25 protein-coding genes and 1 other RNA gene are annotated in these 26,348 nt (G+C 52.5%); 8 read left to right on the top strand and 18 right to left on the bottom strand.

Annotated elements, in window-relative coordinates:
* Nucleotides 1–31: 31 nt before the first annotated feature.
* The 3 genes from ACOTXC_RS08990 to ACOTXC_RS08980 all read right to left on the bottom strand — a co-directional run bounded on the left by ACOTXC_RS08990 (nucleotide 32) and on the right by ACOTXC_RS08980 (nucleotide 4,982).
* Nucleotides 32–3,121, bottom strand: a complete 3,090-nt coding sequence (locus ACOTXC_RS08990; RefSeq protein ID WP_126490104.1) for a beta-galactosidase — start codon at nucleotides 3,119–3,121, stop codon at nucleotides 32–34.
* Nucleotides 3,122–3,224: 103 nt separating this feature from the next.
* Nucleotides 3,225–4,295, bottom strand: coding sequence for a LacI family DNA-binding transcriptional regulator (locus ACOTXC_RS08985; RefSeq protein ID WP_022647264.1), 1,071 nt, complete (start codon nucleotides 4,293–4,295; stop codon nucleotides 3,225–3,227).
* A gap of 75 nt (nucleotides 4,296–4,370) precedes the next feature.
* Entirely contained in the window at nucleotides 4,371–4,982 is a 612-nt protein-coding gene (locus tag ACOTXC_RS08980) for a YczE/YyaS/YitT family protein (protein WP_096216670.1), read from the bottom strand.
* Between the two features lie 84 nt (nucleotides 4,983–5,066).
* Between ACOTXC_RS08980 and ACOTXC_RS08975 the strand changes: the two genes are divergently transcribed.
* Nucleotides 5,067–6,488: a PLP-dependent aminotransferase family protein gene (locus ACOTXC_RS08975; RefSeq protein ID WP_022647262.1), complete on the top strand. Its 1,422-nt coding sequence runs from the start codon at nucleotides 5,067–5,069 to the stop codon at nucleotides 6,486–6,488.
* Between the two features lie 70 nt (nucleotides 6,489–6,558).
* On the opposite strand, the gene ACOTXC_RS08970 is transcribed toward ACOTXC_RS08975, so the two are convergent.
* The 3 genes from ACOTXC_RS08970 to ACOTXC_RS08960 form a co-directional block, all read right to left on the bottom strand.
* A complete protein-coding gene (locus ACOTXC_RS08970) occupies nucleotides 6,559–6,774 on the bottom strand; it encodes a hypothetical protein (protein ID WP_006809861.1) in 216 nt (71 codons plus the stop codon).
* Entirely contained in the window at nucleotides 6,771–7,022 is a 252-nt protein-coding gene (locus ACOTXC_RS08965; protein WP_022647261.1) for a hypothetical protein, read from the bottom strand. The genes ACOTXC_RS08970 and ACOTXC_RS08965 overlap by 4 nt, the downstream gene beginning before the upstream one ends.
* Nucleotides 7,023–7,442: 420 nt before the next feature.
* Nucleotides 7,443–8,165, bottom strand: coding sequence for a hypothetical protein (locus ACOTXC_RS08960; RefSeq protein WP_049086747.1), 723 nt, complete (start codon nucleotides 8,163–8,165; stop codon nucleotides 7,443–7,445).
* Between the two features lie 942 nt (nucleotides 8,166–9,107).
* On the opposite strand from ACOTXC_RS08960, the gene ACOTXC_RS08955 reads away from it, so the two are divergent.
* The 4 genes from ACOTXC_RS08955 to ACOTXC_RS08940 all read left to right on the top strand — a co-directional run bounded on the left by ACOTXC_RS08955 (nucleotide 9,108) and on the right by ACOTXC_RS08940 (nucleotide 11,629).
* Nucleotides 9,108–9,470: a helix-turn-helix domain-containing protein gene (locus ACOTXC_RS08955; RefSeq protein WP_421767570.1), complete on the top strand. Its 363-nt coding sequence runs from the start codon at nucleotides 9,108–9,110 to the stop codon at nucleotides 9,468–9,470.
* A 96-nt stretch (nucleotides 9,471–9,566) separates the two neighbouring features.
* Nucleotides 9,567–10,058, top strand: coding sequence for a hypothetical protein (locus ACOTXC_RS08950; protein ID WP_417647780.1), 492 nt, complete (start codon nucleotides 9,567–9,569; stop codon nucleotides 10,056–10,058).
* On the top strand, nucleotides 10,055–10,204 hold the full coding sequence (locus tag ACOTXC_RS08945; RefSeq protein WP_395036308.1) for a hypothetical protein: 150 nt from the start codon (nucleotides 10,055–10,057) through the stop codon (nucleotides 10,202–10,204). Before ACOTXC_RS08950 ends, ACOTXC_RS08945 begins: the two co-directional genes overlap by 4 nt.
* A 798-nt stretch (nucleotides 10,205–11,002) precedes the next feature.
* Nucleotides 11,003–11,629 carry a recombinase family protein gene (locus ACOTXC_RS08940; protein WP_395036309.1) on the top strand — a complete coding sequence of 209 codons (627 nt, stop codon included), beginning with the start codon at nucleotides 11,003–11,005 and terminating at the stop codon, nucleotides 11,627–11,629.
* Between the two features lie 232 nt (nucleotides 11,630–11,861).
* Here the strand turns inward: ACOTXC_RS08940 and ACOTXC_RS08935 are convergent, their stop codons facing one another.
* Both ACOTXC_RS08935 and ACOTXC_RS08930 read right to left on the bottom strand, forming a co-directional pair.
* Complete coding sequence (locus ACOTXC_RS08935) at nucleotides 11,862–12,545, bottom strand: DUF4145 domain-containing protein (protein WP_395036310.1); 684 nt, start codon at nucleotides 12,543–12,545, stop codon at nucleotides 11,862–11,864.
* A 228-nt stretch (nucleotides 12,546–12,773) separates the two neighbouring features.
* Entirely contained in the window at nucleotides 12,774–13,556 is a 783-nt protein-coding gene (locus ACOTXC_RS08930; RefSeq protein ID WP_395036311.1) for an OB-fold protein, read from the bottom strand.
* A 159-nt stretch (nucleotides 13,557–13,715) separates the two neighbouring features.
* Here ACOTXC_RS08930 and ACOTXC_RS08925 point away from each other — a divergent pair, with 159 nt between their 5' ends.
* Nucleotides 13,716–13,925, top strand: a complete 210-nt coding sequence (locus ACOTXC_RS08925; protein WP_049086740.1) for a hypothetical protein — start codon at nucleotides 13,716–13,718, stop codon at nucleotides 13,923–13,925.
* 123 nt (nucleotides 13,926–14,048) lie between these two features.
* Here ACOTXC_RS08925 and ACOTXC_RS08920 read toward each other — a convergent pair whose 3' ends face one another.
* The 5 genes from ACOTXC_RS08920 to ffs all read right to left on the bottom strand — a co-directional run bounded on the left by ACOTXC_RS08920 (nucleotide 14,049) and on the right by ffs (nucleotide 18,723).
* Entirely contained in the window at nucleotides 14,049–15,161 is a 1,113-nt protein-coding gene (locus tag ACOTXC_RS08920; protein ID WP_395036312.1) for a helix-turn-helix domain-containing protein, read from the bottom strand.
* Nucleotides 15,158–15,829 (bottom strand): hypothetical protein, encoded by a 672-nt coding sequence (locus tag ACOTXC_RS08915; RefSeq protein WP_033486668.1) that lies wholly within the window; start codon nucleotides 15,827–15,829, stop codon nucleotides 15,158–15,160. Before ACOTXC_RS08915 ends, ACOTXC_RS08920 begins: the two co-directional genes overlap by 4 nt.
* 463 nt (nucleotides 15,830–16,292) lie before the next feature.
* Nucleotides 16,293–17,246 carry a hypothetical protein gene (locus tag ACOTXC_RS08910; RefSeq protein ID WP_003021675.1) on the bottom strand — a complete coding sequence of 318 codons (954 nt, stop codon included), beginning with the start codon at nucleotides 17,244–17,246 and terminating at the stop codon, nucleotides 16,293–16,295.
* Between the two features lie 183 nt (nucleotides 17,247–17,429).
* Nucleotides 17,430–18,518 carry a tyrosine-type recombinase/integrase gene (locus tag ACOTXC_RS08905; protein WP_395036313.1) on the bottom strand — a complete coding sequence of 363 codons (1,089 nt, stop codon included), beginning with the start codon at nucleotides 18,516–18,518 and terminating at the stop codon, nucleotides 17,430–17,432.
* A 108-nt stretch (nucleotides 18,519–18,626) separates the two neighbouring features.
* Nucleotides 18,627–18,723: signal recognition particle sRNA small type (gene ffs / locus ACOTXC_RS08900), an RNA gene on the bottom strand.
* A gap of 170 nt (nucleotides 18,724–18,893) precedes the next feature.
* Here ffs and ACOTXC_RS08895 point away from each other — a divergent pair.
* Nucleotides 18,894–19,205: an MGMT family protein gene (locus ACOTXC_RS08895; protein ID WP_022647260.1), complete on the top strand. Its 312-nt coding sequence runs from the start codon at nucleotides 18,894–18,896 to the stop codon at nucleotides 19,203–19,205.
* Between the two features lie 37 nt (nucleotides 19,206–19,242).
* Here the strand turns inward: ACOTXC_RS08895 and ACOTXC_RS08890 are convergent, their stop codons facing one another.
* Entirely contained in the window at nucleotides 19,243–19,770 is a 528-nt protein-coding gene (locus ACOTXC_RS08890; protein WP_022647259.1) for a YbaY family lipoprotein, read from the bottom strand.
* A gap of 204 nt (nucleotides 19,771–19,974) precedes the next feature.
* On the opposite strand from ACOTXC_RS08890, the gene tesB reads away from it, so the two are divergent.
* Nucleotides 19,975–20,835, top strand: a complete 861-nt coding sequence (gene tesB, locus ACOTXC_RS08885; protein WP_022647258.1) for an acyl-CoA thioesterase II — start codon at nucleotides 19,975–19,977, stop codon at nucleotides 20,833–20,835.
* Nucleotides 20,836–20,928: 93 nt separating this feature from the next.
* Here tesB and amtB read toward each other — a convergent pair whose 3' ends face one another.
* The 4 genes from amtB to ACOTXC_RS08865 all read right to left on the bottom strand — a co-directional run bounded on the left by amtB (nucleotide 20,929) and on the right by ACOTXC_RS08865 (nucleotide 26,329).
* Complete coding sequence (gene amtB, locus ACOTXC_RS08880) at nucleotides 20,929–22,215, bottom strand: ammonium transporter AmtB (RefSeq protein WP_022647257.1); 1,287 nt, start codon at nucleotides 22,213–22,215, stop codon at nucleotides 20,929–20,931.
* A gap of 35 nt (nucleotides 22,216–22,250) precedes the next feature.
* Entirely contained in the window at nucleotides 22,251–22,589 is a 339-nt protein-coding gene (gene glnK, locus ACOTXC_RS08875) for a P-II family nitrogen regulator (protein ID WP_006809867.1), read from the bottom strand.
* A gap of 211 nt (nucleotides 22,590–22,800) precedes the next feature.
* Entirely contained in the window at nucleotides 22,801–24,582 is a 1,782-nt protein-coding gene (locus ACOTXC_RS08870) for a SmdB family multidrug efflux ABC transporter permease/ATP-binding protein (protein ID WP_023299457.1), read from the bottom strand.
* Nucleotides 24,575–26,329: a SmdA family multidrug ABC transporter permease/ATP-binding protein gene (locus ACOTXC_RS08865; protein WP_045307882.1), complete on the bottom strand. Its 1,755-nt coding sequence runs from the start codon at nucleotides 26,327–26,329 to the stop codon at nucleotides 24,575–24,577. Before ACOTXC_RS08865 ends, ACOTXC_RS08870 begins: the two co-directional genes overlap by 8 nt.
* Nucleotides 26,330–26,348 lie beyond the last annotated feature (19 nt).

Genomic DNA, 26,348 nt, shown 5'->3' with positions numbered 1-26,348 from the left:
TGCGGCCACGGCAGTGGCCGCACGTATCGGCTCAGCCGTTCTGCTGCCAGCAAAACGTGTAGCGCAGCCGACGGTTTTGCAGAATGAAGGCGGGAGCTACGCTCGGGCTCCATGAGTCGTCCCCCCCCACGCCCATGTGGAAGGCATCAAGATTCAACCAGCAGCCAGCCTCTTCCCGCAGCAAGTGCTGATGCGTTGTCGTATGCAGTTGCTGCTGGCTGTAACGGCTCAGGGAGAAATGGAACTGTCCCTGGAAGTGATGTGAGCCAAACGTCAGCTCACGGGTGTCGCAGCGTAAACCGTTCTCCGTCGGGAAGATATACGGCGTCTGCATGGCGTCCAGCGGTAACGCCCAGCGCCCCTGCTGCGCCGCCAGTTTTCTGTCCGGATAGTTCTCCAGCGGGCCCAGCCCCAGCCAGCGCACCGTTTGCGGGATATCCGCCAGCATAACGCTCAGGCCCACGCGAGCGGGTTCAGGAATGTCAGACGCCACCGTCACCTGCACATCACCGTGCAGTAACCCGTGGTCATCAATCCGCCAGACCTTGTAGCTGATAAACAGCGCTTTACCCTGATGCTCCCAGACGTGCTGCGTGGTCACCACCACCTCACGGGCATGCTGTTCCGCTTCACACTGGATAAGGCGCGAGGATATCTCATACATCCCTGCCGCTTTCCAGCGTTCCACCCACGCGTTCGGATCGATGCGGGTCGCCTCGCTGACGCCAATGTCATTATCCAGCGGCGCGCGGGTAAAGTTATCCGTTAGCGGGGAACGGAGCGTTTCAGCGCCCGCGTTCCACCACTGGGTCAGGTTGCCGGTGAGACGGCTAAACTGCCAGCGCTGCTGCTGATGAGTGATGTCCAGCACCTCTTCCTGCACCGTTAACTGTGGTGGGGTTCCGTCTGCTTTCGGTGGCGTAAGGTACAGCGGAGCCGGGAGCGGCCACTGATCCCAGGCACAACGGTGGCCGGACGGCGACCACGGCGTGGCCTGCGGCTGAACGATCTCCACGTTGAGCCAGACCTCGCCCGGTTCAGCGCCGAATTCAGTCTGCGGGATCTCAACGCGCTGTGTTCCCTGGGGCGCAACAGAAAGGGTTATTTCGCCGGAAGCCAACACCGCACCGTCACGCGCCACCGACCATAGCAGACTCTCGTTGTCAGTATGACGGAACAGATAATCGCTCTGGATATCGACGACCAGCGGAGCGGTGCTCACCAGCGTAAAGGTAAAGAACTGCTGGGCACGCTGTGCCTCGTAAAGGGCGGGATGCGGGGTGCGATCGGGAAACACCAGCCCGTTGAGGCAGAACTGACGATCGTTGGGCTTATCGCCAAAATCGCCGCCGTAGGCCCAGAATGCCGTGCCGTCTTCCGCTTTTTTCGTCAGTGCCTGATCGACCCAGTCCCAGACAAAGCCGCCCTGCAACCGGGGATGGCTGCGGAATGCCTGCCAGTAGCTGGCAAAGCCGCCAAAGCTGTTACCCATCGCGTGGGCATACTCGCACAGGATCAGCGGACGGGTTTCGTCCGGCATACCAATCCACTTTTTAATCGACCACTTTGGCACCGCCGGGAACGGCTGATCCTGATCGACGCGGGCATACATCGGGCAAATAATATCAGTTGCCGCCGTACTGGCCCCCCCGCCTTCGTACTGCACCGGCCGCGTGGAATCGGTGGTTTTCAGCCAGCGGTACAGCGCATCGTGATTCGCCCCATGCCCGGACTCATTCCCCAGGGACCAGATGATGATGGACGGATGATTCCGGTCCCGCTGCACCATACGCGTGACGCGTTCGCTCATGGCAGGCAGCCAGCGCGGATCGTCCGCCAGACGGCTCATCGGCACCATGCCATGGGTTTCAATATTCGCCTCATCGACCACGTACAGGCCGTAGCGATCGCAAAGCGTGTACCACAGAGGGTGATTCGGATAATGCGAGCAGCGCACGGCATTGAAGTTATGCTGCTTCATCAGTTCGATGTCGCGGCGCATGGTCGCCTCATCCATCACCTGCCCCTTCTCAGGATGATGTTCATGACGGTTCACGCCGCGGATCAGCAGCGGTTTGCCGTTAAGCTTCAGCAGGCCGTTGCTGATTTCGACGCGTCTGAAACCGACATCGCAGGCTTCAGTCTCCAGCATGTTGCCCTGCACATCCCGAAGCGACATGGTCAAACGATAGCGTTCCGGTGTTTCAGCGCTCCACAGCGCGGGATTGTTCACGGGTATCGCCACCGTGAGCCGCTCCGCCCAACTGCCGCGTTCGTCCACGATGGCCGATCCGGGCTGTTGCGTGATTTGCGCGCAGGCTTCGCCGTTACGCCACAGGGTAAACGCCACCTCGCATTCGGCATAGCGTAAGCCTTCCAGCGCAACGTCAACCCGGAGCAGCGCCCGATCGCATTCGGCATTCAGATCGGTCACGATCTGATAATCGGCAATCTGCGTTTCCGGCTTGTGCAGCAGCGAGACGTCACGGAAAATGCCGCTCATCCGCCACATGTCCTGATCTTCCAGGTAGCTTCCGTCGCACCAGCGTAACACCATCACCGCCAGGCGGTTCTGCCCCGGTCGCAGCACCGCGCTGAGGTCGAACTCCGCAGGCAGACGGCTGTCCTGGGAATAGCCTATCCACTGGCCGTTACACCACAGATGAAAAGCTGAATTCACCCCATCAAAGATAATGCGGGTTTGCCCGCTGAGCAGCCAGGCATCATCCATCTCAAATGTGAGCGAGTAACAACCGGTTGGGTTTTCAGCCGGAACATAGGGCGGGTTCACATTTATCGGATAGGTGACGTTGGTGTAGATGGGGGTATCAAATCCCTCCATCTGCCAGTTCGACGGCACGGGCATCTCAACGGCATCAGACAGATCGCCCGTTACCCATGCCTCGGGCACCTGCTCTGGTGCCGGGAAAAAGCTGAATCGCCAGATGCCGTTAAGCAGACGCTTGCTCAGCGAAGGCTTATCCTCCCGGGCGAGGGTTTCATCGCGCCAGCTATGAAAAGGCGCGTGTGCGGCCAGACGATTCCACTGCGTCACGCCCGGGTTTTCCCAGTCACGACGAGCCAGAATTGCGCTGAGGGTCAGCGGCAATGTGGAAGACATATCAACCTCTTTACGAAGCGCTCACAATTTTAGTCAACATGCCCTGGTAAACGGTGGCGGTAAAGACTTTGATCGTCACCAGGCGAGCACGATCACAAAAGCGCTAGCTGCGCGCCAGTTTCTCCGCCAGCAGCGCCAGCGTTCTTAGCTGTTGCGCCAGCTCTTCACGATCGGCCTGTTGTACGGCGCGCGGCGCGGTGGAATGACGAACGATCAACGTAACAGGAAGTTGTTGTTGCCAGGGTTCGGCGTGACGGGCAGTTGCCAGGAGCCACTCCACGCTGCGTTCACCGGCCTCGCGGAACGCCTGCCGAACGGTGGTCAGCGGAGGGGAAAACCACGCGCTGTCAGCCGTATCATCAAACCCAACAACCGAGATCTGCCCCGGTACCGCAACGCCTTTTTCCGCACAGGCGCGTAAAACGCCAAGCGCCATCTGATCGTTCGCCACAAGGATCGCCTCCGGCAGCTGCGCGCCCGCCAGGAGCTGATGCCCTTTCTCGTAGCCTGAAGCCGCGCTCCAGTCGCCCTGCGCCACCGCAAACGCCTCCACGCCAGCCTGAGCCAGCGTAGTTTTCCATCCCGCCAGGCGAGCCCGGGCAGAGACAGAACTTTCCGGCCCGGCGAGCAGCGCAATTCGCCGGTGCCCCAGCGAAAGCAGATGCTCCGCCCCCAGGCCAGCGCCCTGTTCAGCATTGAAAACGAGGCTGTTAACCCGAGCTGTGGGGGAAACATCAAGAAAAAGAACCGGGGTCGGCGAGGCCATTTCCTGAAGCATTTCTGCCTGAGCATCTTCCAGCGGAACGTTCACCAGCAGCGCCTCCACGCGCTGCGCCAGTAACTCCTGCAAAGCAGCCTGACACTGCGCGGGCTGCTCCACCATAGAGATGAGCACGCCAGCCCCCTGCTCCACTGCCCGGGATTTTACAGCTGAGGCGATTTGCGACGGCGCATGCAGCGCCAGATCGCTGGTCATCAGCCCCAGCGTGCGGGTGCGTTTTCCGGCCAGCTGCTGCGCGCCACGGTTAGGTACATAATGTAGCGCCGCCATGGCCTGTCGGACCTTTTCCCGCGTACGGGCAGAAACGTGTTCCGCGTCGTTAATCACCCGGGAAACGGTCTGATAAGAAACGCCCGCTACGCGGGCAACGTCATAAAGAGTGATCGCTTTCATAGATTCTGGCGTCGTAAAAGGTAGTCACTATTCTGACACAGTTACGCCATTATAGCCTGTGAGCGCTTCGCAAAATTAAGCAATCCGCTCCGGCTGCGCGGCTTTCTGCATGCGCGGTCTCTGGCGAAACCACGGCAAACAAAGCTGGATCAGCGGGCCGATGGTTAACGCATATAGCACGGTTCCGACGCCAAACGCTCCCCCGAGGAGATAGCCGACGATCAACACGGTCACCTCGATTGCGGTACGCACGCTGCGGATCGACCAGCCCAGCCGGGCGTGTATGCCGGTCATCAGACCGTCGCGCGGGCCTGCGCCAAAACCCGCGCCGATATACATTCCGGTGGCAAGGGCGTTAACCACAATGCCGGAAACCAGCAGGGTGATGCGCACGGGCAGCGAGGTGAGTTCCGGGATCAATGCCATTGACGCATCTGCCGCCAGGCCAATACAAATCACGTTACTGACCGTACCCAGCCCCGGAAGCTGACGCAGCGGGATCCATAGCAGCAGCACCGCAGCCCCGGTTAAAATCATCACCGTGCCGATGCTCATTCCGGCCTGGATGGCGACGCCAAGGTGAAAAACATTCCAGGGATCAACACCCAGATCCGAACGAATAAATATCGCGGTTGAAAGTCCGTAAAGGGCTAAACCGACATAAAGTTGTACCAGACGACGCACCATTTTCTCTTCTCCGAAGAACCAGCTTCCATCTTCGCTGAAAATGGCACTATGATTAATGTCCAGTTTTCAAATAGTGGACTGCACATGTCATCTCGTCGTTTTGGAAGCCAGTCTCTGGTTCGCCTGTTAGGGCACTGGCAACAAACCTCTTCCCGCACCCCGCGGTGGCGCCAGCTGGCTGACGCGTTACGCCTGTTAATTCTGGATGGCAGGCTGGCGCTAAACACGCGCCTGCCCGGAGAGCGGGAACTGGCCGCCGCACTGGACGTCAGCCGCACCACCATCAGCAGCGCGCTGGCGCATCTGCGTGAAGAGGGTTTTCTGGAGAGCCGTCACGGCAGCGGTTCCCGGGCGATCCTGCCAGACAGCCGGGCCGTGCCCACGCTTTCCACTGCCAGCGCGGCGCTGGATCTCTCAACCGCCGCGCTCAACGCAGGGCCAGAGATCCATCAGGCCTACACCCACGCGCTGACGACCATTACGCCGAATCTGGCGCTGACCGGGTACGATCAGCTTGGGCTTCCAGCGCTGCGTGAAGCTATCGCCGCCCGCTACACCGCACGCGGTCTGCCCACCCGGGCAGACGAAGTGATGGTGGTGAACGGTGCCGTCAGCGGCTTCGCCCTGATCTTAAGAATGATGACCGGGCCCGGGGATCGCGTGGTGGTGGATCATCCCACCTACCCGCTGGCGATAGCCGCGATTCAGGGGGCGCAATGCCGGCCCGTGGGCGTCTCGCTGCCAGAAACGGGCTGGGATACCGATGGTTTTGCCGCAACGCTTGCCCAGACCGCCCCGCGTCTGGCCTATCTAATGCCGGATTTTCATAATCCGACCGGGCGCTGCATGGATGCCGCGACGCGTCAGACCATAACCGACATCGCCGCGCAAACCCGCACCACGCTGGTGGTGGATGAAACCATGGTCGATCTCTGGTTCGATGCTCCCCCGCCGCCACCGCTGGCCGCCTTTAACCCGGAGGCCGCGGTGATTACGCTGGGTTCCGCAGGCAAAAGCTTCTGGGGTGGGCTTCGTCTCGGCTGGATCCGCGCCTCGTCCCGCACTATCGCCACGCTCGCACAGACGCGCGATACGCTGGATCTGGGCTCTCCGGTGCTGGAACAGCTGGCCACGCTGTGGCTTATCGAAAACAGTGAAACCTTCCTGCCTGCCCGGCGGGAAATGCTGGCAGAACGGCGTGACCGCTGCGGCCAGATGTTACGGGAGCATTTCCCCGAATGGCGCTTTCAGGAAGCGGAGGGAGGACTTTCATACTGGATTGAACTACCCGGCATGCTGGCGACTCAACTGGCGGCACGTGCGGAAACGACAGGCATCATTATGGGCACCGGCACGCGCTTTGGGCTTTCAGGCGCGTTTGACCGCTACCTGCGTATGCCCTTCTCACTCAATTCGCCAGAACTTGAAGAGGCATTACTGCGTATCAAACCGCTGTGGCTTGCCTTAAATAAAAGTACACCGCCAGTAAAACGGAGCCTGGTGTAAATTATTCGCCAGAAACAATAAAAACAGCTGACTGTAACGCATGCAGTCAGCTGTTTTCATGAAGAACAACTTAATGTTGAGGAGGAATCGGGAAGCCTTTCAGCGAAATAATGAAATTTTCACCTTCTTTCTTTATTTTCGCACCGGTATCACACCAGTCAGACGCAATTCGAAAGAACTCATCACTTCCTACATTCCAGCCAAGACGAACATGTTTCACATAGCCCGAACGTAACAGATTGCAGGCCTCGTTGTAATCGCTGGCAGTCGATAGTTGTTGTTTCATTTTCTCTTCTTCAGAAGTTTACGTAGTGCTTTGATTTCTTTAGGAGTAAATGGATTTACGCTCTCTTCTTCCGTATGCTGATTATCAACATCCTCTTCCGATACTCCCGCCTCTTCTACTGCTTCAAATGCCAGCAGCAGCAGTTTCTCTGTGGTCACGCTTAAATTCTCATTATTGTCTTCCGCATAGTGGCGGAGTCTTTCTTTTAGCGCTTCATCAATTTTAACGTTTAAAACCGCAGTTACCATGATTGTCACATCCTTTCGGAACACGTGTTTAATTTAATACACGAAGATAAGTTTGTTATCCAGATATATATTTTTTTGCTTATGACAACAAAAAGACGCCCGATAATAAAATGACAGTCTATTATTACAGGTTTATGACATTATTATTTCAGTTCAATGAAGGAGATATTGCACGAACAAAATAGGCACATAATTGAGAAGGTTTATATAGGGGGAAACTTCAGAGAAGAACACAAATGGGTGGGGGCCCTGCCAGCTAAGCTTTTTCTAATAAAACCTATGTATTTCAATGCACTAAAAAGCGGTGGGGCAATGATTTTGTATCACCAAAAGTATACACTGGCAAGCCGTTTTCTCATGCGACAGACACAAAAAAACCGGGGCTGACCCGGCTTTGTATGGCTTTTGACCAAACTCCATCTAAGCTACATTTTCCACTACCATGTAGGATCGCCCAACCTCTTCAATCAGTGGTTGGAGGTTCGTATTGCTGCCTTTGACTGTAAATAGGTCTTCTGGCTGTTCATCTTTTACGGCTTTTTTAACATAACCATAATACGGACGACTAACCGCAGTCCTTAAAGATACCTCCGTACAAGAAGATAAAGCGACCACATTTTCCCCTGTGTACTTAAACACTGGCGGCTCATAGTTTTTGATCACGCTCCGGCAAGAGTTCACAAATTGTGTGAACGCTTCAATTCTACCTGCCAGAGCCAAACGACGGGCATGTTCGATCTCATCTACCGTGAGATCGGGAGCGGAAATCTGGACCACCTCGTCTTCACGCGACAATCCGTTACACAATTTCAAATGATGATACAGTGCCCTAGAAGCACATCTTAGAACCCTTGTCATGCGTTCCGTGTTCCGTTTGGATGGCTCAGTATTTTTACCTTGAGAAATATTATAATCCCACATCTGCCGATGTACTGTTGGCGTATCGATATGATCCAGTTGTTCTAAGATTGCAAGAATTCGCTCTCCCTTGAACCTTCTTGTCTCTTCTTCCTGCCCCAATGCACCGCAGATACAATCTTCCACAATGCGTGGCAACTCCCCCAAAGAGCCATACCCTCGTAAGAAAATGCGTACAGCTGTATTATCAACCCCTTTTGCTACAGCACCCTTAGTTCTCGCCATATTGTTCTCCTTTTTAAATAGACATAAGTAATCCTCCGCTATCGCTGGTAGCGATCAGGATATGTGGCCTTCCTTTGTGGATGGCATTTGGTTTTAAATTACCGTGTTTACGGTAGCTTGATATGTCTCGCTGCGCGCCAGACGACGTTAACGCTTATACGATAAGAATGACCAACATACGATTGCAGTCGCGCTGACCACCATTCTCGTACAGAGCGATCTAAATCGCTTTTCCACACACATGCTGGCACAGCCAATGATGTAAACATCAGCAAGGAATTTCAGTACCATGATGTAAACACATAGCGGGGTATCAGCTAGGTTACCTGAGTCCACGATTGGAACAGACCACACAGAGACAGGCTATCAGCCTGTTGATGTTGTGGGATGTAACAGAGTGGTAAACGAAGGTTATGGTATGGACAGACAAGTCTGTTCACTTCTGGACAGACCATTACCATTATATCTTCTAAAGTGGCGTAGCCGAGTTGTCACGGAGTGACGTAAGTAAATAACTAAACAACCATCCAGATGACACCAGTCATCCTGCTGTTGGTTTTCACTCTTTTGCTTTTGTTTCGACGAGATTATGAGTGTTAGTGTGTATAAATGTCGAAACGAGATACAAGGAGACCGAAGCCCGTATGGGTGATGTTACGTGAGTTTTCATTCCTGGAGAAGGAAGGAAAAGACAGAGTAACGAAGTCTCTTATATTATTGTGGCGTTTTATTCCTATCACCCAGTATGGACGAAAAGGAATGAAGGAATACTATATTGTGGCGTTTTATGGCACATCTTCGCTATCTGATGTGAGCGAACGCCCCTCAAGCCACCCCCGAACTTCAACCCGCCATTATCCACTTTCTGAAATCATTGTCAAGCAAAATGCATACCACTAGTATATCTTTTTACGTTTATATGATAAAATACTTATGTGATGAATGACTTACAGAGAGGTTATTTTGTGCTTTGCCTTTAGACCACTAGCATTTTTTCTGCCATCGGTAGAAGAACGTAAGGAGCTGGTCAGAACCCTGAATGATTTCGGGCTAACGCTGACAACTTCAAGAATCCATCTTCTTCACCACATGAAGCAAACCCAGATCCCGCTTACGGCTTCAGACTTGTCAAAACAAATTGAACTCCCGCTATCAACAACACACAGGACTCTTTCGACGTTCGCTGACTGCGGACTAGTCGATTTCATTGTTGATCGCGCAAGCGTCTGTCGTTGGTATTTTCTTTTCGCAGACCGCCCTAACTTCTGCCCAACTTGCAATCAGACTTACAACGCCTCTCGCTGATACAACCAAATGACCGCATAAAGCGGCTGAGACTGACGCATACAAACAGCGCCAGCGAGCAACCACGCCCCTTTACTACCGATACGGAGTTCCAACATGACTACAAAAAAGAAATCACAGGCCCAGATTTCGCCGGAATTGAAAACTTATCTCGACAACATCGCAGCGAAGTACAAACCAGATCCGGGGGCTCTAAAGCGTCAAATTGATAATGCGGAAGCTCGCTACAGCCGAACACAACAGTTTTCTGACATTCCAGCGCGGCTGGTGGTTAAACTCCAGAGCCTGCTCCTAGACGGCTGGCGGTTTTGCCCTTCAGCTAATTCTTCAGTGCTTTCCAATGCTGCGATGATTTCTGTTAAGTTGCAGAAACCGGAGGCCTTGATCGAAGAGGAGTTGAAGACGCTACGCTCCAGAGTCTCCAACGCTTACCACGATCAACTTTTTAAAGCGATGGAGCGTGAGATTGACGAACTGATACATGAAGCAGCACAGCACGCACAACAGAAAGCAGTTCAGCAAGCAGCTGCCGAAGAAGCTGCAATGCGTGACCAGTTGAGGGCTGCCCTCGGTATGGTGAAAGCATGACAGCGCAATCCAGCCAGACCAAGGGGCAAGAGAGCCCCGTTACCGTCATCGACGAAGGCGCATTGAAACGAGCCATTCAGAAAGCAAAGGATATTGCAGAAGCTAACCCGGAAAAATACCGTCGGATACATCCAACTTTACAATAACGAAACAAAAGCCATGATCGCGAAATCCTTCATGTAACGCTCCATGCGCCCTCGAAAATCAAAAGCAGCACCTACCATTACCAACACCATAAAACGCGCTCACGATGGCGCATGTTGCGTTTAACAAGGGTTTATCTCTTATACTTTTGGTTAACCTTTAAATATAGCTGTTTATTCTCAACTTCGCCAGAGAATTTCCAATCAGAAAATGCTCTTTGTCTGTGAAACAGTCGGGGACTTTCCCGGAACATTTAAACGAAAAAGCTGGTAAATATCGCTTTCATGAGCGCAAAAGCGATAAAAAACCTGTAACTGGTATCTGGAAATGATTAAATTGTTCTGAATACAACTTGCTCATAGAGGGTCAATTGATGACACACAAAATTTGTCCAGTAACAAACCGCCCAATCAAATTGAATCGCGGTGGGATTAAACATATGCCTCGGTACTGCGTTGTTGATGGTAACCGATATGAGAGCTTTCACCAGTTCGGAACAAGCATATTGAAAAAATCAGTGAGTGAGATTATTGAACTGCGGAACGAGCACTTCATTGAAAAACATAAATCCACAGTCTGCGGCTACACCGTCGAAATGTTTTATAAATGCGACGAACCGAAAAAGCCTTAGGGCGATCATCCTCTCGTGTATTGAGATAGGATTGTGATATTCACAAAGGGTATACCTGAAATGAAAAGAGCTTTCGTGAACAAATTCATTCACAATGAGTAGTAAAAATTGACTCTATGTAAATAATTCACGTAAAGTTATACAGTTAAAACCCAATGTGAAAAAAACAATGACTACACACCAAATCACGACCCACGTTTACCTCAGGGCATCCACTGACGATCAAGACGCTACACGCGCACTTGAAACCATAAATGACTTTGTTGAGGAGCATCGGCTAACAAGTGTTGAGTATTATGTCGAAAACTTTTCTGGTGCCAAGCTGGAGCGCCCGGAACTTTCCCGTCTGCTTGCCGCAGCCGAAAAGGGTGACTTTTTGCTGGTGGAGTCCATCGATCGCTTAACCCGACTCCCCGCTGTACAATATGAAGCCCTCAAGGCTCGCATTGAAAAGCAGGGCTTACGCGTCGTCGTTGTGGATCTGCCTACATCGCACGATGCATTAAAATCCGCAGCAGGTGACCGCATCATTGAGCTTATCAATGGCCTCATGATGGATATTGCAGCCCATTACGCACACGAGGACTACACCAAACGCCGCCAACGTCAGGCACAGGGCATTGCTAAAGCAAAGGCTGAAAATAAGTACAAAGGCAGACCAGCGGATACAGACCTGCGACGCAAGATTGAGTTGTATCTCACCAAAGGCGGGAATACATATGCAGAGATTGCGAAACTGTGTGATTGCTCCGTTGGGATGGTCGCCAAGGTAAAGAAAATCCTCGAAACCGCCTGATAATCACTGCATCCACAGCCCGACCTGATATTTCTATATTTCCAGGGCTGGCTTTATGCTTCAGAAAATCCGGGTTTGACCGTGCTGCACATACGCCATTGATATTGTCCGCCTGTACGTATTTGGGGAGAGGGGACTTCTGGACCCTTCACGGCGGAGGGATGGTTTCATTAAAAAAACGTTAGACCCCTGTAGCTCTTCGCTAAGCCCAGGGGCTTCAATGACGGTTTTTTCATCTGCGTTTTTTTTGTTTCATTGGGATTATTTCTTTGAGTTCCTCAATGCGCTTATCACGCATAACCGACTTTTCTATAAAACGTTCGATTGCTTGTAGTAAAGGAGTAAATTCGTGGCTATTTGGCGACCATCCGCGATGGGCCGCAGCATTGCCTGCCTCGGTGACTATACTGAGCTGCTCGCGTTCTGTTTCGCCAACAAAACCTTCCTTCAAGACAGCATCAACCTTTTGGTACATTTTTAACTCTGGATCGATACCGATAATTTCAATTGCTCGATCAAAGGCTGTTCTGAGGCCGATAGTAGCGAGAATATATGATTCGTTACCTACAGCATTATAAACCTCATATAAAATATGATATAGGATATAATCTTTGCGAAAGAGCGAATCAAACCACTTTGGTCTATGATCTCTTGCAGGGAAGGTTTTAATGTTGTGGATCAGGTACATCTGTCCATTTTTGTCAAAATCCCATTCCTCGCTATGGGATGAATCAGTGAAGTAAAAGACGGTACTGCAACCACAGCATTCTAAAAGCTTATGGAATGTTCCACCATACATGTAGTTATCAGGATCGCTGTCATCACTCCACTCAGTAGAAGTCTCTCCATGGACAAATGCGTTACAGTCCCCTTGGCATTTTGGGCAAGGAGCTTTAAATAGCAATTTTTCAGGCATTTTCGTTCCCGTATTGATATCTCTTGTCAAAATGAAAGTACAATTTTTAGCAGGGTAGGCCAAGATACAACTTCAAAATTGTTTATCTTTATGTGCATCAGGCCGTGCTGAGAACTCGACTGGGATATTTGAGCTACTAGTAGTGTATTTGGTAGGGGTACTTCTGAATCTACCCGGCGGGGAGTTGGGTAAGTCGCCGGGAATTTACCCGGCAGACTGTATGAAAGATCAGTTAAAGGTGCAGTTGCCGCCAGACGGTGCACCGATGAAAAGCTGCATCTTTTCGCAAGTCACGGTTATCTTCTGCCCTTTCTTCAGCTTCGACGCCTGCGCCATCTCTGAATCAGCCATACTCAGGCTGACAGGCATGAAGCGATTACCACTTTCAAGTTTAAGAACGACATCATTCGCGAAATTTTTTGTTATGTCCTGAACAGTTCCGGTCATTTCCACCTTACGACCACCAATCTTGTCATCCGCTGCAACTTCATTAGCGCTGTACAGTTCTGCCAGAGCTTTTGCTGTTGTACGGTAAATGCCCTCATCAGAAGTTATCGTCTTCGGTTTTACGACACCAGTTTGCGTGGCTAAAGGCATTAGCCCCGTAAGAGTCATCTTTCTAAAATCCTTCTGTATCAATGCATAAGCACCAACACCACCGCAACTATCTATTCCAATTTTGTCTTTCGTTGCCAGAATTATTTTCTGTTTCTTAGCATTTTTTAGCTTATCCCCCATCTCAGCACCAAAGACGATTGAATTGTAAACAGCGTAGTAGCTTTCCGTGTCGGTAGTCATTCCTTTGGTGGCGCTGGTGCTGATAGATTTGATGACTCTATCAATGGAGTTCTTTCCATCATCTGAAAGTACCTGGTCGCAACTGGCTGTAACAAGCGTTTTGACATAGGCAGACAGGTATTCAGGATATGGCTGGATTTCGCCTGAGGCAGCATCACCAGCTACGGACGAGAAAGCGCAGAACGCCAGAGACAACCCAATAATTTTTTTCATGCTTCTTCCTGTATGCAGACTTGATCGTTACCATTAATAATAGATTTTATCGATCGAAATTATGTTATCGATCGTTTTTGTAGATCAATGATTGAGATACATCCTACATACACCGCTTGCAGGAAGGCGGCAGAAATCAACTGCAATGGAGGTTTAGAGATGGTAAGAAGAGTGTTGTTGATGGGATTTATTCTTGCTGCGTTCAGTGCCAATGCCGGGCGTATAACTATGAGCAACCCGGAGCAGTCAACCACGGCGAACGGGCAAACCTTGTGTGTCTATTCCAACAGTATTTACACCTTTACCTACGTCACGAAGTCGAAACATTGCCCATATAGCAAAAGTTTCAACACGGTCGAAAGTGAGTAAATTATGGATAAGAATGTGTCGAACATCGAAAATGAAGGTTATTGCTCAGAAGGATGACTGCGGTGAGCCCACTGGCGATCAATAATAAGCCGCTAAAGACGGTCTCTAACGGCTTATAGCTTTTCACACCAGACGGAGAGAGGCCTTTGACAGTGAGCTTGATGTTCCGCAATTACCACCACTAATTGCCGCCACACCGTAAAGCAGGCTACTCAGTTCATCAAGAGGCACGTTAAGCTCATCACTCAATTGAGTCAGATTAATGCCGTTACCAGCCAGAGCGGTCATCATTTTTTCAATAATGAGCGATCTTTCACGCTCGATTCCTCCCGGCTCACCGGTTCGATACCCCTTTGCCGTCGCATCGCGCATCAGACTGTTGTACTGCCATTCTGTAAGCATGTTCAGATTTCGCATTCTGACAATCAGAGCCATCGCCGAGACTTTCCAGAGCGATTTCAATTGCACGATTTTGTCGAACGTCGGCAACGTCATCTTAACAGCCATCACATTTTCCAAGGGCATCAGAAAGGCCGACGCAAAAGCATCCGCTTCACGCTCTGCATCTTGCCCCTTGACGTCACCATGACGGTGGAGCACCAGGTGAGCAAGTTCATGTGCCGCATCGAAACGACTGCGTTCACCTGATTTACGAGTGTTCAGGAAGATGTAAGGGACATCATCTTTCCAGAACGAAAATGCATCGATACTCGCCGTTTCCTCCGAGAGCCAGAACACCTTAACGCCGTGCTTCTCCAGAAGATGAACAACGTTGGTGATGCTCTTCTTGCCAATACCCCAAGCTTCGCGCACCGCCTGAGCAGCGATCTCAGGCTCACTTCCACGAAGATTCGGCAATTCAGGCTGCGGCAGAGTGAAACGGGTGCTGAAATACTCGCTCAGCATAACTCCCAGCGCACCAGCCCCGATTGCCGCATGCTGGTCGGCGGCTTTTGTCGTGCGCAAAGAACGGAATGAAACCGTCAGTGGATCGATTGCTTCAACGTCATCCCCGAAAAAAAATGACTCTGGGTATTTCAGAGCCCTAGCGTACGCCTGGACCGTCTCTGGCGTGGGTTCATATAGGCAATAGGTTTTTTCGTACTCAATTACGATACGGCTGGAAAGTCCCATCTTTTCTGCCAGTTCTTTTAGGGTCAGTTTGCGTCTGATCCGTGCCAGCTTGAGCCGGGATGGATTAAAAAGACGTTTACCGTCATCAACAGGGTTACTCATTTGCTTTCAACAGTAATTGATATGTCATCATTGAAATCCTCATCAGGGAAAATATCCGCACCTTCAAATGGCAGAGGACTCAAAATAATACGCTCACTCCATGCGCTTACGCGGGCAAATCCGTCCTGATTCACCATTCCTACCGGATAAGACACCTCGCAGCGAACCTCTTTGTTAGCCGCATCATAATAGTACAGGACGATATAAGTGCGAGTGCTATCTATCGGAGTGATTTCAGATTTGCCTGAATACAATGCATCCGTCTGGAACATATCAACTGTGCCAGGATTGTTGTGAACAATCGAGCGCGTTGCCTCCCCTTTGGCATTTTTGGTTTTCGGCAATCCATCAGGACGCCCGGTGTGTCTGTCACCCGAGGTGATAATCAGATTAACCCCTCTCGCTGAGTTAGCGACCATTTCCATTCGCTTTACCACTTCAGGGGACCAGCCGTTACCCTTACCAATTAGTACACGGCGTGTCGCGGCAACCATTTCACTCCAGAAACGGAACCCTGCATCGACAGCGGGGTGTAGCTTGCTGGATTTGCGGCGCTCGTACAAAGCAGATGTCAGAGCAGCATGAATATCGTTTTCTGAAAAGCCCAGTCCATTAAGTACAACATCTGAATCAGCTTCGGTATGCAGGATACAGTAAGGCATGGTCATGAAAGTCTCTCCGGTAGTTTCACTTCATGATTTCAACATAAATATTATGACAAAATCAAGAAGTGATTATCGAAAAGTCATTACAGCTTCATATTTATTTTCTTACTGGCTTTCTCCCAGCTCATTGACATACTGCGATGTTTGTTAAGCCAACCGGCACTGAAACTCCGCTTCTCGCGTATAGCTGATTTTTATCTACCCCCTCAAATTTCGACCTTTCAAAATAAATATTTTTTTCAATTTTCAGCAGATTAGCTGGTTTCGCCCCTGCAAGTTTTTTGCTTCTTAACTGACTTTATCTGCTACACAAAGTGAGATACAGTCTGCGACACAAGACAATCCTGGCGCTGTAGATACCTGACGTATGGTCGAACGAAGCCGCCTTATCGGTCAGCTTTACACATAAAAAAACCCTGCTTCAGCAGGGCTTATAATCTTGTCGATTCCTCACACCAATCGAAAATTAATGATTGTCCTTACGAGATGACGCATAATCACTGATTAAAAAATCATCATATTTTGCAGGCAAAAGTGCCACCTCCCCCCACCCTAACTGGGGTGTCATATAACCCATGCCGACCTCATCTACTCGACTATAAAAAACGGTTATCCTCCCACGATTTTTATCATTAAAAAATCCTCTCCCTTCAGCGGTATCATTAGTGATACGTACTCTGAAATCCCTAAATGATGTTCCTTGGTTGATCTTTAACCAGACATTACTATGGCCTGTAAACGTCTCAATTTTCCAAAACGTACCAAAAAAGAATGCTGGATCAGGAGAACCCTCAGTTATGTCATTGATTTCTTTTAGTGAGTCACAAAATCTGTAGCGCTTTGCTTTACCATCTGCGCCAACAAGGTAAATCTCACGGTAATAATTATGATCGAAATTAACGCATAAAGACTGGACACTAGTTACTTGGCTCGGAACCTTGAAAGACTCACCATGATGGCGGGAAATAGGCAATGAAACCTCTTTGCCATTTTTTCTCTCAAAATGAGAATCGACAGGTACCTCACTGCCCTCAGAATCGATCCTTGGATTGTTATCAGGACGAGACTCGAGAAAACCGCTTATGACTATAAGCTCTTCATCTTCAACGGCTTTTTTTGCATCCTCTTGAGATGCGTATTTTTTGTACTGAATGGGGCCACATCTCAAACTACAGAAAGGCGCATTATCATCTTTAAGGTGTTTGTAATAGGCCGGAACTTCATTCGTAGTCATGCCCTTGTCAGGATCGGCAGGCACTCGAGTTATATGTTCATAGCAAGAAGGACAAAAAATATATCCTTTCATAGACAGTGAATAAGCAAGCGGCTCGACAGTATTCCTTTTGAGGGCGAGAAGCGTATGCTCGCCTTTAATCCAATCAGGATCGTAGTATGCATAAGCGATTCTACGAGTTGGCATAATTATCCTACCCCCATCAATAGTGCATTAGCATGATTTCCAGACTATCACTTTTGGAAACCTCGCTAAAACAACACGGATCACAAAACCTCTATATTTAAAGGGGTTATGATTGGCACTCAAGATTTTCGAAGCGTATTTATCCCCTTTGGAACCAGCGTGAATTTGCTTATCCAGATAACTTTAGAGTACCTCAATTAACTCGACGAGCGTCCTGACAGCAATCCCCTTCCCGTATCGGTTGTACGTGATCGTTGCGTTCGAGTGTCCGAGCACCTGCGAAGCGAACTGTTCAGGGAAGCCATTCTGTTTAAATGTTGTGGCGGCATAGTGGCGCAGTGAATGATATTCAGGCAGGCTATGCTTGCCTCTGAACCTCGTAAACCAACGGCTGAAATAGTGACCATAGCTCCCAAGATGCAATGTTAGCTCAGGGAACAGATGGCCTTTTCTTTCTTTGATAAAATCAAGTAGACCAAGTGTCAGCAGTTGCGAATTGATCGGAACGAATCGGCGCGAACTGTCCGTTTTAAGCGTCTGATTCGGATTCAAGTTATCAACACGGAAGCACCAAACTCCGTCAACTTTCATCACGTCATTGTGGTAAAGCTGGCAGATCTCATTCTGCCTCATCCCCGAATAGCGACCAATCAGAATGATCCACCGTTTCCAATCCTTCACGCCATGTAAAGCAATGTGCAATCGTTTCAGATCGTTGAGCGTGTATGCTGGACGGCGATCCATTGGTGCGGTTATTTCCTTAACCCCCATCCCCTCAAATGGGTTTCGAATCTCATCATCCGTGCGAGTTGCAAGCCATTTGAAAAACGCCGAGTTCTTTTTGATGTAACGGTTTCTGGTGGATGCTGAACCTTCAAGGCCATCAACAAACGCCGCCGCGCTTCGTTTGCTGAAAGGCTCTTTTGTAGAATTCAGATATGCATTTACGCACCTATTGATCGTCAGTATTTCCCGTTCACCAACCTCTCCTGTTTTAGCCTTGGTGTACTTATCAAGCTCGCTCTTCAGGCTCTTGAAAGGCTTTTTCTGATGTGGTTGTTGGAAGGAAGCAGACGGGGTTGCAGTGTGTGCCGGGATGGACTGCGGAACGCAGTGGAAAGGTTGTGAGGTGAGATATTTCTCCACACGGAGCAAAGCTTCACGCTTGGAACGTGTGCGAAGAGAAATACGAATTTCACGGCGTTTCCGAGGTGTCAGGTAGACCCTACGGTAGTACCAGATCCCGTGACGGGAAAGCATCAGATGCGACATTGATTAGCGTCCTAAGTGATACATGAAAGTTGTATCACCGCCGTTTCAATGCACGAAAACAGAGGGTTACATGATGGATATCATGCACTTAGCACAAATGGGTGGGGGCCCTGCCAGCTACATCCCGGCACCCACGTCGTCTGCCCTGGCTGCTTCCTTCCGGACCTGACCTGGTGAACAGAGTAGCGTTGCGGGAGAACCAACAGAGCCCCCATTGAGAGCGTTGATAACCAACGCGCTGGCGCATTATCCCTGTGGAGCACCTCAATTGCAAGCCGCTGGCAACTGGATGCTGGATTATTGCGCAAACTGACCCGACAATCTTCTTTATCTTCGTATAACATTACCCTTCGCTGAATTCCCGCTGGAGAAACAATGGACGAACACGACTCTTTCCCACAGCGAGTGTGGCAAATCGTGGCCTCGATTCCGGAAGGCTGTGTTACGACCTATGGGGAAGTCGCCCGACTGGCGGGCTCTCCGCGCGCAGCGCGTCAGGTTGGCGGCGTGCTAAGAAGGCTTCCGGAGGGAAGTACGTTACCATGGCACCGGGTCGTTAATCGCCATGGTGCCATTTCCCTCACCGGGCCAGACTTGCAGCGCCAGCGTCAGGCATTACTCTCAGAAGGGGTGCAGGTGTCCGGGACGGGACAGATAGATATGCAGAAGTATCGCTGGGAATACTGACGCCCTCTCCCGTCAAGATGAAGAGGGCGAAAGAAAGTTACAACTGTGTTGGCGGTGTAGGCAAGGTCGGCTGATTGGTCTGCGTTGCCACAGGCACTTCAGTCTGCTGCACCGGGACCAGGGTCAGGTCGATTTTGGTGCCCCCTTTGTTGACCGCTTCCTGCACGGTATCGGTGATAAAGACCAGCTTATCGTTGATCGTTACCGCCGCGCTCAGGAGGATACGCGCGTTAGGCTGAACGTCAGACGGGTTGTACGGCAGCACGAAGCTGAACGGCGCCTGTTTACCCTCTGTACGAACTGCACGCTGTGCAAGGACTTTAGACGGTGCATCCGCCAGAGACGCATCGGATAACGTGACCGTTAAAACCGCGTCCGGCGGCAGAGCGACTTTCTGTTTGATCCAGATGGTACCGGACACGTTAGGCTGTCGAATAGCTTGCTGTGAAAGGGTGTTAATCCCGTTTGGGGTCGCCGTTGGTACCGCTACATCGGCACTCTTATCCGCACAGGCGGACAACGCCACCGCCATTGCAACACCGCTTAACATAGGCACGAGTTTCATTGAAGTCTCCTTATCATCAATGCACCGGCGGGATCGATCCCATCCGATGTCGTTTTTATTCACATAACGTAAACAAGTGTGGCACAAATCACGGATTTATGCCTAATTTTGCCCAGGTATTAAGATAATTCTACCCATCGGACCACTATCGTTTCTGCGTTATACTCAGCATATCTTTCGCCACGGCGTTTATTGAGGACCACTATGAGTCAGGCACTGAACAATCTGCTGACATTGCTGAACCTGGAAAAAATAGAAGAAGGGCTTTTTCGCGGACAGAGCGAAGATTTAGGCTTACGCCAGGTTTTTGGGGGCCAGGTCGTGGGGCAAGCGCTATATGCCGCTAAGGAGACCGTTCCGGCAGACCGTCTGGTGCACTCATTCCACAGCTACTTTTTACGCCCCGGTGACAGCGCTAAACCGATTGTGTACGACGTGGAAGTTCTGCGTGACGGCCAAAGCTTCAGCGCTCGCCGTGTGGCGGCCATCCAGCATGGGAAACCCATCTTCTACATGACCGCCTCCTTCCAGGCGCCAGAGCCGGGCTATGAGCATCAAAAACAGATGCCGTCTGCCCCATCGCCGGACGATCTGAAATCGGAAACCGAAATTGCCCGCGCACTCGCACATCTGCTGCCGCCGCAGGTAAAAGAGAAGTTTCTGTGCGATAAACCGCTGGAGATCCGCCCGGTCGAATTTCATAACCCAATGAAGGGGCATACTGCTGAGCCCACCCGCCAGGTGTGGATCCGCGCCAACGGCAGCGTACCGGCAGACTTGCGCGTGCATCAGTATCTGCTGGGTTATGCGTCGGATTTCAACTTCCTGCCGGTTGCGCTACAGCCGCACGGCGTGGGATTCCTGGAAAAAGGGATGCAGGTCGCCACAATTGACCATTCCATGTGGTTCCACCGTCCATTCGATATGAATGAATGGCTGCTTTACAGCGTGGAAAGTACCTCTGCGTCCAGCGCGCGCGGCTTTGTACGCGGGGAGTTTTACACTCAGGATGGCGTGCTGGTGGCTTCTACCGTGCAGGAAGGTGTGATGCGTAATCGCGGGTGAGGTAAAAAGCCCGGTCGCTACGCTTACCGGGCCTGCAAATTTCACTTTTTCAGGCCGGGTAAGGCGAAGCCACCACCCGGCAAGGCACTCAAATTATGCGTTGTACGCATTCTCGCCGTGGCTGTTGACGTCCAGACCTTCGCGCTCCTGCTCTTCCGGTACGCGCAGCCCCACGGTCATATCGGCCAGCTTGTAGCCGATAAAGGCCACAACGCCCGACCAGACAACCGTAATCGCGATACTTTCAAGCTGGACCAGCACCTGATGCATCATGGTCACGCCTTCAGCATAACCCACGCCGCCCAAAGATTGTGCAGCAAAGATACCGGTCATGATACAGCCGATAATGCCGCACACACCGTGTACGCCGAATACATCACACGGATCGTCAACGCGCAGAATACGTTTCAGTGCGGTAACGCCCCACAGCCCCGCCAGACCCGCGACGATACCGATCAGCAATGCGCCGCCCACGCCCACGTAACCGCATGCTGGCGTAATACCTACCAGACCGGCAATCGCCCCAGAACAGGCACCCAGCAGGGATGGCTTGCCGCGAACGGCCCACTCGCCAAATACCCATGAGAGGATGGCCCCGGCAGTTGCCACCACGGTATTCACGAAGGCCAGCGCGGCGATTTCGTTAGCGGCGCTGGCTGAACCTGCGTTGAAGCCGAACCAGCCAAAGTAGAGGATGGCGGTGCCGGTAAAGACCATCGGCAGGTTGTGCGGCTTAAATGCTTCTTTCCCAAAGCCCACGCGCTTGCCAATCAGGTATGCGCCTACCAGGCCGGCTACGGCGGCGTTGATGTGAACAACGGTGCCGCCCGCAAAGTCCAGAGCGCCATGGGAAGCCAACAGACCACCGCCCCAGACCATATGCGCAATCGGGACATAGGAGAGCGTCAGCCAGACCACCACGAAAATCAGTACCGCAGAGAAGCGGATACGCTCAGCCAGCGCGCCCACAATCAGCCCCACGGTGATGCACGCGAATGAGCCCTGGAACGCGACATGAATATACTGATAGAAGCTGCCCATTACCGCGGTCAGTTCGATATTTTTCAGCATCGCCCAGTTAACGTTGCCGAAGAAGGCGTTGCCCTCCCCGAAGGCCAGCGAGTAACCGTAAACCACCCACAGCACGCACACCAGCGCGAACGTGACGGCAACCTGCGTCAGCATGGAGAGTACGTTCTTGCCGCGGATCAGGCCGCCGTAAAACAGCGCGATCCCCGGAATCGTCATGAACAGCACCAGCGCGGTGCAAATCATCATAAAGGCATTATCGGCTTTGTCTGCCACAGCAGGTGCAGCCATTGCCAGGCCCGGCAGCAGTGCCAGCGAACCCAGACCTGTTTTCATTGTTGCTTTCATCATTTTCTCGATCCCTATCACTGTGTGCCAGGAGTTACTTACAACGCCGCTTCGTCAGATTCGCCGGTACGGATGCGAATGACGCGCTGTAGTTCGGCAACGAAAATTTTGCCGTCGCCAATTTTTCCGGTGTAGGCCGCTTTGCTGACGACATCAATCACCTCATCAAGCTGATCGTCGGCAATCGCCACATCAATCTTCACTTTTGGCAGGAAGTTAACGCTGTATTCCGCCCCGCGATAAAGCTCGGCATGACCTTTCTGACGCCCAAAGCCTTTCACTTCGGTGACAGTCAGTCCCTGAATACCCATGGAAGACAGCGCTTCACGCACGTCTTCGAGTTTGAATGGTTTGATTACCACCGTAACCAGCTTCATATATCCCCTCCAGTCAGAATTCGGTAATGGCCGCAGCTAACACGAGAGGGATATTGCAAAGGGTGTGCCAGAAGTGAAATGTGAGGAGGAAAGCGCCGCGGCGCGCATGCGCCGCGAAGGGGAGAAAAAAAACGCACCATGGCAGTGCAGGGTGCGTTTCAGTTTTGCACCAACGGTTAAGACTGTTAGCGCATTGCCTTGTTATGGTGCATCAGGCGCTGAGCGACTCCTCCTCGCGCACGCTGGCGGCCAGCTCGTCGCCTGCCAGCTGCAACTGATACATCTGCCAGTAGCGTCCTTTCGCCTCGAGCAGCGCTTTGTGCGTACCCCGTTCAACGGCCTGGCCACGGTGCAGCACCAGAATGGTATCGGCATCGACGATCGTTGAGAGGCGGTGAGCGATCACCACCAGCGTAGTGCGATCCCGCACGGCAGCCAGCGCCAGCTGGATCGCCTGTTCGGTACCGGAGTCGATGCTTGCGGTCGCTTCATCCAGAATCAACACCTGCGGCGTCTCAATCAGCACGCGCGCCAGCGCCAGGAGCTGCTTTTGCCCGACAGAGAGATTATTGCCCTGCTCGCCCAGCCGGGTATTGATCCCCTCGCTTAACCCGCGCGCCAGATCTGCCAGCTGCACCGTTTCCAGCACCTCCCATACCTGCTCAGGCGTGAAAGATCGTCCCAGCGTCACGTTGGCATAAAAGGTATCCGCCAGCACTACCGGATCCTGCTGCACCATCGCGACGCCTTTACGCAACGCGTTGTGGCTAAGCGCGGAAAGAGGCCGTCCATCCAGACGGATCTCCCCCTGCGTCAACGGATAGTAGCCCATCAGCAAACTGGCGAGCGTGCTTTTGCCGCTGCCGGTATGCCCAACCAGTGCGACAAAACCGCGCGACGGTACCTCGAGGTTGATATCCTGCAAGACAAGCTGATCGTCGCGGTAGGCAAACGAGACATGATCAAACGCTATGGATCCACTTTCCAGCGGACGTTCATCATCGCCATAGGTCTGACGCGGCCTGTCCATCAGCTCAAACACACGCTCACCCGCGACTACCGCCTGTTGCAGCATCGATTGCTGCGTAGTGAGTTCAATCAGCGGTTCGTTAAGACGGCCAAGGTAACTGATAAACGCGTACAGCACTCCCACCTCAATGGTTCCACGCGTCGTCAGGCCAAACAGCATCAACATCCCGCACAGCACCAGCGCAGAGAAGAGGCTCAGCAGCGGGCGTAACAGGAAGCCGTCCAGACGTAACGTCTGCATCCGCGCCATATAGTGCGAACGGCTGGCTTCTCCCATCCGCTCGCCAAAACGCGCCTGCTGGCGAAACTGCTGGATAACGCTCATGCCGTTGATCACTTCGTTGAAGCCATCATTGATGTCTGCAAGGTAAGCGCGCACGCGACGAACAATCGGCGTGCTGTAGCGCTGGTAAATTACCATCACAATCAGCACCGCCGGGAAAATAGCGATCGCCACCAGCGCCATCCGCCAGTCCAGACTGAACATCGCCACCAGCATCGCGCCAATCAATGCGGCACTGCGCAGAACCGTTGCGACAACGGTCACATAAAGGTCGCGGATCACCTCGGTGTCATTGGTGACGCGCGAAATAACCTGCCCGACCGGCTGGGTATCAAACTCGCTCAGCGGCTGGCGCAGCGCGGCATCCATCACATCCGTGCGTAGCTGCTGGACCACGCCCACGGCGGCCCGGTTAAACAGCAGCGACTGCGCATAGTGCAGCCCCGCCGCCGTCAGCTGTAGCCCGACATACGCCACACCCAGCCCCGCCACCAGCCCCAGCGGCAGATAGCTTTTCGCCACCATGTTATCGATAAAATAGCTGATAAGCAGCGGACCGGTCACCTCCGCAATCGCGGCGATCCACAGTAACAGCACGGCGATGGAAAGCGGTTTGCGCCACGGTGAGCCATAGGCGAGCAGCCGTTTTAACGTCGGCCACATCTGTCCAAACTTACGCATCGGTGACCTCCTCATCCAGCGCAGCTTCAAGCTGTTGATAGCGGTACATATCCCGATACCAGCCGGCCTGCCCGGCGAGCTGTTCATGCTGACCACGTTGGGCAATATGCCCGTGCTGAAGCACCAGAATTTCACTGGCTTCGGTAAGGGCCGACAGACGGTGCGCGCTGATGATGACCGTGCGCCCCTCCCCCCACTGGCGAAGGTTATGCAGAATTTGATGCTCGGTACGCCCGTCAACCGCGGACAGCGCATCATCCAGAATCAGGATCTCAGCGTCCAGCAGCAGCGCGCGGGCAATAGAGATACGCTGTTTTTGTCCACCGGAGAGCATAACGCCCCGCTCACCCACTTCTGTGTCGTAGCCCTGCGGCAGGCGCAGAATATCCTCATGGACGCTGGCTAAGCGCGCCACATGCTCGATCTGGTCCTGTGTCGCCGTCGGGCACCCGAGCGCGATATTGTTGGCTATGGTGTCTGAAAACAAAAACGGCGTCTGGCTGACGACCGCCAGGCGGCTGCGCCAGTCATCCAGCAGCAGACGTGGCAGGGGGACGTCATGGAAACGGATATCGCCTTCGCTCACGTCAAAATGGCGCTGAATCAGTGACAGAATGGTGCTTTTACCGGAGCCCGTCGGGCCGCAGATGCCCAGCATCTGACCAGGACGCAGCGTGAAACTGACGTTTTCAAGCACCGGATGTTCCGTTTGCGGGTAGATAAAGACGCGGATATCAGCCTTCAGAACACCCGGACCTTCCGGTACCGGCTCGCTGCCATCGTTCACTACCGGCACTTCCGCCAGCATGGCGCGGATACGGCTGTAGGCGGCGCTCCCACGTTCAACGATGTTAAACATCCAGGCCAGCGCCAGCATCGGCCAAATCATCAGCCCGAGGTACATCGCAAAGCTGGTTAACTGCCCGAGGGTCATGGTGCCTCGCACCACCATCCAGCTGCCGCCGCCCACCGCCAGCAGGTTCGCCATGCCAATCGCAATATAGATTGTCGGATCAAAGCGGGCGTCTATACGCGCCACGCGCATGTTTTTCGCACCGGTATCGGCGGCGTCGGCCGCAAACAGCGCGGACTGCCTGTCTTCCAGACCAAACGCTTTGATCATGCGGATGCTGGTCATGCTCTCCTGGGTGCGATCGTTTAACGACGAGAACGCCGCCTGCGCCAGCTTAAAGCGTTCATGGAGCTGCTCGCCGTAGCGGTTAATCGCCAGCGCCATCAGCGGCATCGGCAGCAACGCCAGCAGCGTGAGCTCCCAGCTAATTTGCGTAGACATCACAATCAGTACCGCACAGCCCATCACCAGGGAATCCACCAGCGTTAACACCCCTTCACCGGCGGCAAACACCACACGGTCCACATCGTTAGTGGCGCGGGCGATGAGATCCCCGGTACGGTGACGCAGATAAAACTCAGGGTGCTGGCGGCTCAGCTGGCGGTAAAAGTCCTCGCGCAGCTCAACGGCAAGCTGATAGGACGCGCCGAACAGCAGCACGCGCCAGACATAACGCAGCAGGTAAACCACCACGGCCGTCAACACCAGCGTACCGACCCACATCATCACCCGTGCGGCGGTGTAATGTTGTTCCGTAACACCATCCACGACGTATCCCACCACTTTGGGCGGGATCAGTTGCAAAATGGCAATGATAATAAGCAGGGCCACCGCGCCGAGGTAGCGTTGCCACTCCCGACGAAAGTACCAGCTTAATTGGGCAAATAATCGCACGCGGTCTTTTCCTGAAGAT

It is taken from the genome of Enterobacter cloacae complex sp. IR5428 (genome assembly GCF_049238585.1).
Classification (GTDB): domain Bacteria; phylum Pseudomonadota; class Gammaproteobacteria; order Enterobacterales; family Enterobacteriaceae; genus Enterobacter; species Enterobacter intestinihominis.
This window is presented reverse-complemented; position numbering and strand designations above follow the sequence as displayed.

Coding starts and splice junctions, on each gene's coding strand:
- ACOTXC_RS08950 (WP_417647780.1), top strand. CDS start 9,567: ATGACTACAAAAAAGAAATCACAGGCCCAGATTTCGCCGGAATTGAAA.
- ACOTXC_RS08985 (WP_022647264.1), bottom strand. CDS start 4,295: ATGAAAGCGATCACTCTTTATGACGTTGCCCGCGTAGCGGGCGTTTCT.
- tesB (WP_022647258.1), top strand. CDS start 19,975: ATGAGTCAGGCACTGAACAATCTGCTGACATTGCTGAACCTGGAAAAA.
- ACOTXC_RS08870 (WP_023299457.1), bottom strand. CDS start 24,582: ATGCGTAAGTTTGGACAGATGTGGCCGACGTTAAAACGGCTGCTCGCC.
- ACOTXC_RS08935 (WP_395036310.1), bottom strand. CDS start 12,545: ATGCCTGAAAAATTGCTATTTAAAGCTCCTTGCCCAAAATGCCAAGGG.
- ACOTXC_RS08980 (WP_096216670.1), bottom strand. CDS start 4,982: ATGGTGCGTCGTCTGGTACAACTTTATGTCGGTTTAGCCCTTTACGGA.
- ACOTXC_RS08890 (WP_022647259.1), bottom strand. CDS start 19,770: ATGAAACTCGTGCCTATGTTAAGCGGTGTTGCAATGGCGGTGGCGTTG.
- ACOTXC_RS08895 (WP_022647260.1), top strand. CDS start 18,894: ATGGACGAACACGACTCTTTCCCACAGCGAGTGTGGCAAATCGTGGCC.
- ACOTXC_RS08990 (WP_126490104.1), bottom strand. CDS start 3,121: ATGTCTTCCACATTGCCGCTGACCCTCAGCGCAATTCTGGCTCGTCGT.
- ACOTXC_RS08910 (WP_003021675.1), bottom strand. CDS start 17,246: ATGCCAACTCGTAGAATCGCTTATGCATACTACGATCCTGATTGGATT.
- ACOTXC_RS08915 (WP_033486668.1), bottom strand. CDS start 15,829: ATGACCATGCCTTACTGTATCCTGCATACCGAAGCTGATTCAGATGTT.
- ACOTXC_RS08970 (WP_006809861.1), bottom strand. CDS start 6,774: ATGAAACAACAACTATCGACTGCCAGCGATTACAACGAGGCCTGCAAT.
- glnK (WP_006809867.1), bottom strand. CDS start 22,589: ATGAAGCTGGTTACGGTGGTAATCAAACCATTCAAACTCGAAGACGTG.
- ACOTXC_RS08960 (WP_049086747.1), bottom strand. CDS start 8,165: ATGGCGAGAACTAAGGGTGCTGTAGCAAAAGGGGTTGATAATACAGCT.
- ACOTXC_RS08945 (WP_395036308.1), top strand. CDS start 10,055: ATGACAGCGCAATCCAGCCAGACCAAGGGGCAAGAGAGCCCCGTTACC.
- ACOTXC_RS08925 (WP_049086740.1), top strand. CDS start 13,716: ATGGTAAGAAGAGTGTTGTTGATGGGATTTATTCTTGCTGCGTTCAGT.
- ACOTXC_RS08965 (WP_022647261.1), bottom strand. CDS start 7,022: ATGGTAACTGCGGTTTTAAACGTTAAAATTGATGAAGCGCTAAAAGAA.
- ACOTXC_RS08920 (WP_395036312.1), bottom strand. CDS start 15,161: ATGAGTAACCCTGTTGATGACGGTAAACGTCTTTTTAATCCATCCCGG.
- ACOTXC_RS08940 (WP_395036309.1), top strand. CDS start 11,003: ATGACTACACACCAAATCACGACCCACGTTTACCTCAGGGCATCCACT.
- ACOTXC_RS08955 (WP_421767570.1), top strand. CDS start 9,108: ATGACTTACAGAGAGGTTATTTTGTGCTTTGCCTTTAGACCACTAGCA.
- ACOTXC_RS08905 (WP_395036313.1), bottom strand. CDS start 18,518: ATGTCGCATCTGATGCTTTCCCGTCACGGGATCTGGTACTACCGTAGG.
- ACOTXC_RS08975 (WP_022647262.1), top strand. CDS start 5,067: ATGTCATCTCGTCGTTTTGGAAGCCAGTCTCTGGTTCGCCTGTTAGGG.
- amtB (WP_022647257.1), bottom strand. CDS start 22,215: ATGATGAAAGCAACAATGAAAACAGGTCTGGGTTCGCTGGCACTGCTG.
- ACOTXC_RS08930 (WP_395036311.1), bottom strand. CDS start 13,556: ATGAAAAAAATTATTGGGTTGTCTCTGGCGTTCTGCGCTTTCTCGTCC.